Here is a 9,247-nt window from a genome sequence, read left to right as displayed (position 1 = left end):
CCCGCCCCCCCGCCCCCCACCCCCCCCCCCGCCCCCCCCCCCCCCCCGCCCCCCCCCCGCCCCCCCCCCCCCCCCCCCCCCCCCCCCCCCCCCCCCCCCCCCCCCCCCCCCCCCCCCCGCCGTGCCGGCTGGACCAGCGGTCAGTACTTCCGGCTGACCCCCACCGTCGAGGGGCCCCGCGCCTTCCAGGCAGCCACCAGGGGGCGGTCGCCCACGTCACCGAAGGGCACCGTCGCCTCGGCCAGTCCCGGGTTCAGGGCGTTGCGCAGCAGGAAGGTGCCGTTGCGGAAGACGCCGACGGTGTCGGTGCCGTTGCCGTCCCAGTCGCCGACCGCGGGGAGGTCGCGCACGTCGCCGTAGGGCAGGACGACGTCGGTGGTCGGGCGCAGGTTGCTGTTGGTCAGGTAGAACACGCCGGAACGCCAGACGCCGGGCGTGTCGTAGCCGTCCCCGTTCCAGTCGCCGGCCACCACGGTGTCCCCGGTGGCGCCGAACCAGTACTGACCGTCGGCGATCCCGGTGGTGAGGCTGTTGCGCAGGAAGACCTGCCCGGCGCGGTAGACGCCCACGGTCTCCTTGCCGTCGCCGTCCCAGTCGCCGCAGAACGGCTGGTCGCCGCCCTGACCGAAGCCGAAGACGACGTCGGCCGAGCCGCCCTCGCCGTTGGACAGCAGGAACAGGCCGTTGCGGAAGACCCCGGAGGTGTCCAGCCCGTCGCCGTTCCAGTCGCAGGCCAGCGGCACGTCGCCCGGGTCACCGAAGTTGATCCCCGAGGCGCTGGGCGCCCCGGCGTTGCCCGACCCGCGGTAGATCGTCGGCAGGTCGGGGTTCACCGGCACCTGCGGGGGCTGGGGCGCGGGTGCGGCGCCGGCGCCCTGGATGACGAACCAGTCGGACTTGAGCCCCAGCTGCACCCGCACGTTCGCGCCGGTGACCGAGACGGTCTTCGCCGTGCCGACGACGTCGACCTTGGTCACCCGGCCGCCGTCGGCGCCCAGGCCGTTGCGGGCGGTCACCTTGATGTCGATGAGCGTCCCGACGCCGAAGGCGTTGCCGATCGTGGTGGCCGGGACGGTCTGCGACCAGTTGTGGTGCGGGGAGATGGCGTCACCGTCGTCGACCACCGCCGGGAAGGTCCCGCCGGCCGACCAGCCGCCGGTCGAGGAGCTGAACTCCGTGCGCTGGATCGCCCCCTTGGCGTTGCGGAGCACCACCCCCGCGGTGGCGGCGATGGCCGAGTCGGTGCGCCGGTCCTCCAGCGACGCGTGGTTGGACCCGGCGCCCAGGTAGACCTGGCAGGACGTCGTCTCGCACGTCTTGGCCCAGCTCCAGCGGTTCTCCGACCAGGCGTAAGAACGCGCCGCGACGGCCTGGGCCTTCAGCGCCTCCATGCCCTTGCCGCCGCCGCCGTCGCCCCAGCTGGCCGGCGACTCGCGCGGCACGACGCCGCGCAGGTAGTCCTCCATCGCCAGGGTGTTCACCGTGCGCTGGGCGTTGTTCGCCCAGACGACCGAGAGCTCGCCCCGGTACTGCTTGAGGCCCGCCGCGGTGCACAGGCTCAGCATCGCGTGCAGGTCGTTGCCCGGGTCGACGGTGGAGACCACGCGGGAGTTCGGCACCACCGTCTGCCACACCCCGGGCTGGTCGCACCCGTAGCTGGTGGTGAGCAGGTAGCTGCCGTCCGGGCGCGCCTGCACCCGGGCCGCCGACCCGGCGCCCACCGCGACCCCGCCGACGACGAAGTCGCGGCCGGAGGTGACCAGCAGGTCCTGGTTGTCCCGGGCGGTCAGGGCCACGGTGATCGGCCCGTTGGCCTGACCGCCGAGCGTCGTCCCGCCGTAGAAGTGCCCGACGATCTGCTGGTAGGACCAGCCGTGGTTGGTCGCGTACCCGTACGCGCCGTACTGGCCCATCCCCCGGCCGTGCCCCCAGCCGTGCCCGGTGATGACGACGTCGCCGGTGAGCTCCGCCGAGGCCGTCGCCGGCGCGACCAGCGAGGCCCCGCCCATCAGGCCCACCCCCACGAGTGCGGCGGCGCCCCAGCGGCGCAGCCGGCTGCGCCCGGTCGGCGCGGTGTGCGCGTGGTCAGTAGTCACGGATGATCCCCACCGTCGTCGTGCCGTCGCCGTTCCAGTCCGCGGTCACCGGGGTGTCGTCCCGGTCGCCGTAGGAGAACCTCAGATCCGCCTGGGCCCGGGCGAGCGAGGTGGCCAGGAGGAACTTCCCGGCTCGGAACACGCCGAAGGTGTCCCGCCCCTTGCCGTTCCAGTCACCGACGACGACGACGTCGCCGCGGTCGCCGAAGGGCTGCTGCCCGTCGGCGTAGGGCCGCAGGTTGCTGTCGGCCCAGTAGAAGGTGGCGTTCTGGTAGACGCCGACGGTGTCGTAGCCGTCGCCGTTCCAGTCGCCGACGACCGGCTGGGCGTCCCGGTTGCCGAAGGGGAAGACCCCGTCGGCGATCCCGGTCGTGTTGGCGTTCTTCAGGAAGAAGACGCCCTGCCGCCAGATGCCGATGGTGTCCTTGCCGTCGCCGTCCCAGTCCCCGCACAGCGGGGTGTCCCCGGCGTCGCCGAACCGGAACGAGTACTCGTGGCGCGCGGTCGAGGCGTTGGAGTTGAACACGTAGACCAGACCGGCGCGGAAGATGCCGATCGTCTGGTTGCCGGTGCCGTCCCAGTCGCAGGCGAACGGGATGTCGCCGGCGTCGCCGCGGGTCGTCGTCCACTCCGCGAGCCCCCCGCCGGCGCTGTTGCGCAGCAGCGTCCGCGGACCGGTCGGGGAGACCGCGGCGGCCACGGTGGTCCGCTCGGCGACCAGGCTGCGCAGCTCGCCCATCCGGCTGAAGCCGTAGCGCCCCGGGCATGCGGTCGACCCGACGTCGCGGTGGGCGAAGAGGGTGGGCAGCGTGACCGACTGGCCCTTGGCGTACTTGGCGGTGCCGCCACCGCCCGAGGTCAGCGTGACCGTCCCCCGCGGGTCGATGCCGTAGAGGGAGAACTTCCAGGCGACCACGTTGGCCACGGTCTCGACCACCGCCTGCGGGACGGCGGTGACGTCGTAGTTGCCGAGCATGGAGATGCCGAAGGTGCCGGTGTTGAACCCGCCGGCGTGCGCGCCGACGACGGTGCTGGCCAGCCCGCCGGCGCGGCCCTCCCAGGCCCGGCCGAACTTGTCGACGACGACGTTGTAGCCGATGTCGCCCCAGCCCAGGGTCACCGCGTGGTAGGCGTAGATCGAGCGCAGGATCCGGGGCACGTCCTCGGCCGCGTAGCTGTTGCTGTCGGCGGTGTGGTGCACGGTCGCCGCCTTGAGCGTCGGGGCGTACTCGGCGCCCCAGCCCATCAGGCGCTCGTCGGCGCCCCACTGCGCCCGGGAGTAGATGGCCGGCATCGCGTTGTCGGCGTGCGCCTGGTCGGTCGCCGCCGGCGCGCCCGGCACCGCGTCCGCCCGGCTGGTGCCCGGGTCGATCAGCGTCAGCTGCACGTCGCGCGGGGTGCTGCCGTCGGCGGCCTGGACGACGGTCTCGATGCCGTACGCCTCGTCGGTCCAGTACGGCGCCGTGCCGGCGCGCAGGTCCGCGTCCGGGTCGCCGCCCTGCGCGTCCTCCACCTCGAGCGCGGTCCAGTCGCTCCAGGTGCCCCCGGAGTCCTGGGTGCGGATCTGGACGGTGACGCCGGTGGCCGCCGGGTCGGCGGCCCAGGTCACGCCCACGGTGGAGAAGCGCCGGGTGGCGGACTGGGACACCGTCAGCGCCGGCACGCCCTCGACCTCGGCGCCGGAGCTGGCCACCGCGTCCTCGTCGTCGGCCGGGTCGACCGGCGCCCCGGTGGGCACGGGCGCGGGCTGGCTGGGCGAGGCCGGCGCACCGGCCGCGGCGGCCGGGCCGGCGTCGACGACGACGCCGTCCGTGGTGACGACCGCCTCGTCCTCCGGGCGGTCGACCGAACCCAGGTCGACGGTGTCGATGGAGGGCGCCACCGGCGTCGCCTCGGGCTGCGGAGCTGCGTAGACGGGCAGGACCAGGAAGGTCCCGGTCAGGACGATGAAGGCCAGCACGACCCCGGCGATGCGGCGCACGAAGAGTTCCTCCGGTTGGTCGACGAACGCCCGTCGACCGACCACGGTGCGGACGACAGGCTCGTACGACTCGGATCATCGGCACCCGGACCGGCGCGGTTGAACCCCCGGCGCGGGCAAATGTCGCCAAAACCGGGCGCAGATCTCTCAGCCGACCCGCGCGTCACAGCAGCCCCGGTGGGGTCAGCCCGCGGACATCGCCTCGGTCAGCGCGGCCCGCCAGGGGCGCGGCGTGCGCAACCCCGCGCCGGTCCACGCCGACACGTCGAGCACCGAGTACGCCGGCCGCGGCGCGGGACGGGGGAACTCCGCGGTGGTGAGGGGGCGGACCCGCTCGGGGTCGGCACCCAGCTCGACGAAGACCGCCCGGGCGAACCCGTACCAGCTGACCTCCCCGGAGTTGGCGAAATGCAGCAGCGGCGGTGGCGCGGGGTGCGTGCCCAGCTCGACCAGGCCGGCGCCGAGGTCCGCCGCCCAGGTGGGCGAGCCGACCTGATCCTCGACCACGGAGACGGTGTCCCGTTCGGCCTCCAGCCGGGTCATGGTGCGCACGAAGTTCGCCCCGTGCCGGGCGTACACCCAGGCGGTGCGGACGACGACGGCGTCGCCCCCGACCGCGGCGACCGCCCGCTCCCCGGCCAACTTGGTGCGGCCGTAGGCGGTGCGGGGCGCAGGCTCGTCGTCGACGCCGTAGGGGGTCTGCGCGTCCCCGGCGAAGACGTAGTCGGTGGAGACGTGCACCAGCCGCCCGGCGCCGGCGAGCTCCTCGGCCAGCCAGCCGGGGGCCTCGCCGTTGACCCGCTGCGCGGTCGCCTCGTCGGTCTCCGCGGCGTCCACCGCCGTGTAGGCGGCCGCGTTGAGCACCACCGGCCGGGCACCGCGGGCCACCGCGTCGTCCCGCCAGCGGCCGACGACGCTGCGCACCTGGGCCTCGTCGGTCAGGTCGAGCATCGTCCGGCCCAGCGGGGTGAGGTCCTGCCCGGAGAGCAGCCGCTGCAGGTCGGTGCCCAGCTGGCCGGAGGCGCCGGTGACCAGCCAGGCGGTGGGCTGCGCGCCGGGGGTGCTCATGCCCGCGCGGCGGCAGCGGTGGCCGGGGCGGCCGGGGCGGCCGGGGCGGCCTTGAGCGGCTCCCACCACGCCCGGTTGTCGCGGTACCACTGCACGGTGAGCGCCAGGCCCTCCTCGAAGGGCATCCGGGGCGCGTAGCCCAGGGCCGCGGTCTTGGAGAAGTCGACGGAGTAGCGCAGGTCGTGACCGCCGCCGCGGGGGTCGACGATCTGCTCCACCGCGCTCCAGTCGCGGCCGGTGGCGGCGAGCAGCTGCTCGGTGAGCTCCCGGTTGGACAGCTCCCGGCCGCCGCCGATGTTGTAGATCTCGCCCGGGGCGCCCTTCTCCAGCACCAGCTGGATGCCGCGGCAGTGGTCGTCGACGAACAGCCAGTCGCGCACGTTGGCGCCCTCGCCGTAGAGCGGCACCGTCAGCCCGTCGAGCAGGTTGGTGACGAACAGCGGGATGACCTTCTCCGGGAAGTGGTACGGCCCGTAGTTGTTGCTGCACCGGGTGATGGAGACGTCCAGGCCGTAGGTCTTCGCGTAGGCGCGCGCGATCAGGTCGCTGGCGGCCTTGGACGCCGAGTAGGGCGAGTTCGGCTCGAGGATGTGCTCCTCGGTCCAGGAACCCTCGTCGATCGAGCCGTACACCTCGTCGGTGGACACGTGCACCACCCGGCCGACGCCGGCGCGCAGGGCCGCCTCGAACACCTGCTGCGACCCGAGCGCGTTGGTGACCACGAAGTCCGCCGCGCCACCGCCGATGGAGCGGTCGACGTGCGACTCGGCGGCGAAGTGCACGACCGCGTCGTGGCCGGGCAGGGCGGCGTCGAGGTCGCCGGCCGAGCAGATGTCGCCCTGCACGAAGCGGTAGCGGGGGCTGTCGGCGACCGGCGCGAGGTTGGCCAGGTTGCCGGCGTAGGTGAGCTTGTCGAAGACGGTCACCTCGGCGTCCTCGAACCCGGGGTAGCCGCCGGAGAGGAGTGTCCGGACGTAGTGGGAGCCGATGAAGCCGGCTCCTCCGGTCACGAGGATGCGCACAGCGGGCCCTTCGGGTCGGGAGTGAACGCTGGTGTCCCAGCGGTCACAGTGTCCCGTACGTCCGGTCGGTTGCCCTCGAAGTACAGCCGAACGACGTACATTCGCCCGGACCGCGCCGCTGGACGGCGGAGCTCGGGCCGCGGAACGGCCGTCGCCCCCCGCCGCCGAGGAGGACTCGTGACCCGAGGAGACGACGAGCGCCCGGACACCCCGGCGCTGCCGCCCCGCCTGGACCCCCGGCTGGGGCGCCCGCCCGGGGCCCGCACCAGCACCGCGGACACCGACGCGCGCCGCCGGCTGACCTGGACCGGGCGGGTCGCGGCGCTGGTCGTCTCCATCGCCATCCTGGCCACCAGCGGCTGGGGCTGGTACCTGGGCCGGGTCGCCGACGCCACGGTGAACCGGACCGACGCGATCCCCACCGACGGCAACGACGAGACGGTGCGCACCGGCGAGGCGATGAACCTGCTGCTGGTCGGCAACGACAGCCGGGCGAACCTGACGGAGCAGCAGCTGGCCGAGTTCATGGCCGGCGAGGACTCCGGCATCAACACCGACACGATGATCCTGGTGCACGTCCCCGCGGACGGCTCGAAGGCGTCGTTCGTCTCCTTCCCGCGCGACTCCTGGGTGGACATCCCCGGCCACGGGGAGGACAAGCTCAACGCCGCCTACGCCTACGGCCGGATGAACGCCCCGGACGGCGCGTCGGAGGACGCGAAGAACGCCCAGGGTGCCCAGCTGCTGGTGCAGACGATCAGCGGGCTGACCGGGCTGCGGATCGACCACTACGCCGAGGTGGACCTGCTGGGCTTCTTCGAGCTCTCCAGCGTCGTCGGCGGCGTCGAGGTCAACCTGTGCAACGCCGTCGACGACCGCGAGTGGTCCGGCGCCTACTTCCCCGCCGGGGTGCAGACCATCACCGGCGCCGACGCGCTGAAGTTCGTCCGGCAGCGGCACAACATCGGCACCACGAGCAGCGACTTCGACCGGATCGTCCGCCAGCAGGTGTTCATCGCCGGCGTGCTGCGCAAGATGCTCTCCGAGGACGTGCTGCTCGACCTGGGCAAGCAGCGGGAGCTGGTGCAGGCCGCCTCGCACGCGCTGACCGTCGACCAGAACCTCAACCTGCTGCAGCTGGCCCAGCAGATGCAGTCGGTCACCGCCGGGAGCATCGAGTTCCAGACGGTGCCCAACCTCGGCGACGACCGCGAGGAGGGCAAGTCGATCATCCGGCTGGAGGACGAGGACACCCTGCACGCCTTCTTCGCCGAGCTGAACGCCGCCCCGCCGGCGGCCGACGCGCCCGCCCCCGAGGCCGTCGAGCCGGTGGACCCGGCCGACGTCACGGTCGACGTCTACAACGGCTCGGGCCGGTCCGGGCTGGCCGCGAGCGCGGCCGCGAGCCTGCAGCAGGCCGGCTACGGCGTCGGCACGACCGCCAACGCCGACTCCAGCGGCTACGACGTCACCGAGATCCGCTTCGCCGCCGGAGACGAGGCGCTTGCCGCGACCGTGGCCGGCTCGATCCCGGGCGCGGTGACCAAGCTGGTCGACGACGCCACCGCCGGCACCGTGCAGGTCGTCCTCGGCTCGGACTTCAACGGCGTCGGCCAGCCGGTCACCGCGCAGCCGGCCGCCCCGGCCCCGTCCGCCGAGAACGCCCGCACCGCCGCCGACACCGGCTGCATCAACTGACCGGGGCGCCGGCGGTGGGACCGACGACCGACCGGACGGCCGGGCCCGGGGCCGACGCACCGGCGCACCCGCGTCCGGGCGGGTGGCCGGCCGGCGGGCCGGGGCTCGCCGTGCTCGCGTTCGTGCTGACCAGCGGGCTGCACGGGGCGCGGCTGCTGGTGAGCGGCTGGCCGTTCGACCGGCTGTGGGCCGAGGACGGCGCCGTCTTCCTGGCCGACGCCGTCGACTCCGGCTGGGGCTCGGTCGTCTGGTCCTACGCCGGCTACATGCACGGGCTGCCCCGGGTGCTGACGCTGCTGGGCAGCCAGCTGCCGCTGGTCGACTTCGCCCGGTTCGCCGTCCTCGCCGCCCTGGTGGTCAGTGGCCTGGTGGGCGTCTGGGTGCTCCACTCCGCCCGGGCGGTCACCGGCAGCCGGGGCTGGGCGCTGCTGGCGGCGGTGACCACGGTCGCCGTGCCCGCGCTGCGCGTGGAGTCGCTCGGCTCGCTGGCGAACCTGCAGTGGTTCCTGCTCTACGGCGCGCTGTGGGCCTGCCTCCGCGAGCCGCTGCGCGGCCGGGGCTGGTGGGCGACCGCGGCCGGGGCCCTCGTCGTCGCCGTCACCACGCCGCTGGCCGTGGCGCTGGCGCCGGTGCTGCTGCTGCACCGGCGCGGCGCGCTGCGCCACCCGGCCACGGCCGGGATCGCCTCCGGGCTGGTGCTCCAGGCGCTGTCCCGGCTGTTCGCCCCCCAGACGGCCGGCCGGGTGCTGGACCGCGCGCCCGGCGTGCCCGACGGCCTGGCCCGCAGCTACCTGGACAGCGTCGCGGGCGTGCCGGTGACCCCGGCGGCGACCGCGGCCGCCTTCGGGGTCCTGCTGCTGCTGGCCGGCGCCGCGGCGCTGGCCGGGGCGCACGGTCACCGGCTCGCCGTGGCGGTGGTCGCGCTGGTCGGCGCCGCCCTGTACGCCGGGACGTCGGTGATCACCGACGCCCTCACCGGTCGCTACGCCGGCCTGGGCGCGCTGTTCCTGTGGGCCGCCCTCGTGCTCGCCGCGAGTGCCGTCCGGAACTGGGCCGCCCCGGCGGTGGCCAGCCTGCTGGTCGCCGCCGCGGTGATCGGCTTCCCGGCCGACCCCTACCTGCTCTCCGGCCCGTCCTGGTCCGCCGAGGTCCAGCAGGCCACCGACCGCTGCGCCGGCCCGGGCGCGCCGCAGCGCGTCGCACTGGAGCTCAGCCCGGCGGGCTGGGGCACGGTGACGCTCCCCTGCGCCACCCTCCGCTGACCCGACTTCGCCGAAGTGGGCCCATAGGGGGCACGGGCGGGCCCCCCCCTTACACCCCACGGGGCCCCTCGGGGGGCCCCGCGGGGGCGGTGGGGGGGGGGGGGGCCCCCCGGCCGGGGC

Annotated in this window: 6 protein-coding genes; 2 read left to right on the top strand and 4 right to left on the bottom strand. The window is 74.7% G+C overall.

Annotated elements, in window-relative coordinates; translation table 11 throughout:
• Positions 1-140: 140 nt before the first annotated feature.
• The 4 genes from ACI79U_RS21150 to rfbB form a co-directional block, all read right to left on the bottom strand.
• Positions 141-2,096 carry a SpoIID/LytB domain-containing protein gene (locus ACI79U_RS21150; protein ID WP_457071052.1) on the bottom strand — a complete coding sequence of 652 codons (1,956 nt, stop codon included), beginning with the start codon at positions 2,094-2,096 and terminating at the stop codon, positions 141-143.
• Positions 2,086-4,122, bottom strand: coding sequence for an N-acetylmuramoyl-L-alanine amidase (locus ACI79U_RS21145; RefSeq protein ID WP_457071050.1), 2,037 nt, complete (start codon positions 4,120-4,122; stop codon positions 2,086-2,088). Before ACI79U_RS21145 ends, ACI79U_RS21150 begins: the two co-directional genes overlap by 11 nt.
• Positions 4,123-4,260: 138 nt before the next feature.
• Positions 4,261-5,145 (bottom strand): dTDP-4-dehydrorhamnose reductase, encoded by an 885-nt coding sequence (rfbD, locus tag ACI79U_RS21140; RefSeq protein WP_457071048.1) that lies wholly within the window; start codon positions 5,143-5,145, stop codon positions 4,261-4,263.
• Positions 5,142-6,167 (bottom strand): dTDP-glucose 4,6-dehydratase, encoded by a 1,026-nt coding sequence (rfbB, locus tag ACI79U_RS21135; RefSeq protein WP_457071046.1) that lies wholly within the window; start codon positions 6,165-6,167, stop codon positions 5,142-5,144. Before rfbB ends, rfbD begins: the two co-directional genes overlap by 4 nt.
• A 177-nt stretch (positions 6,168-6,344) precedes the next feature.
• Between rfbB and ACI79U_RS21130 the strand changes: the two genes are divergently transcribed.
• Both ACI79U_RS21130 and ACI79U_RS21125 read left to right on the top strand, forming a co-directional pair.
• Positions 6,345-7,865 (top strand): LCP family protein, encoded by a 1,521-nt coding sequence (locus ACI79U_RS21130; protein ID WP_457071044.1) that lies wholly within the window; start codon positions 6,345-6,347, stop codon positions 7,863-7,865.
• Positions 7,866-7,879: 14 nt separating this feature from the next.
• Positions 7,880-9,127, top strand: a complete 1,248-nt coding sequence (locus ACI79U_RS21125; RefSeq protein WP_457071041.1) for a hypothetical protein — start codon at positions 7,880-7,882, stop codon at positions 9,125-9,127.
• Positions 9,128-9,247 lie beyond the last annotated feature (120 nt).

It is taken from the genome of Modestobacter sp. SYSU DS0904 (genome assembly GCF_054051115.1).
This window is presented reverse-complemented; position numbering and strand designations above follow the sequence as displayed.

Bases quoted from the DNA above. Each gene is read 5' to 3' on its own strand.
- rfbD (WP_457071048.1), bottom strand. From the start codon at position 5,145: ATGAGCACCCCCGGCGCGCAGCCCACCGCCTGGCTGGTCACCGGCGCC.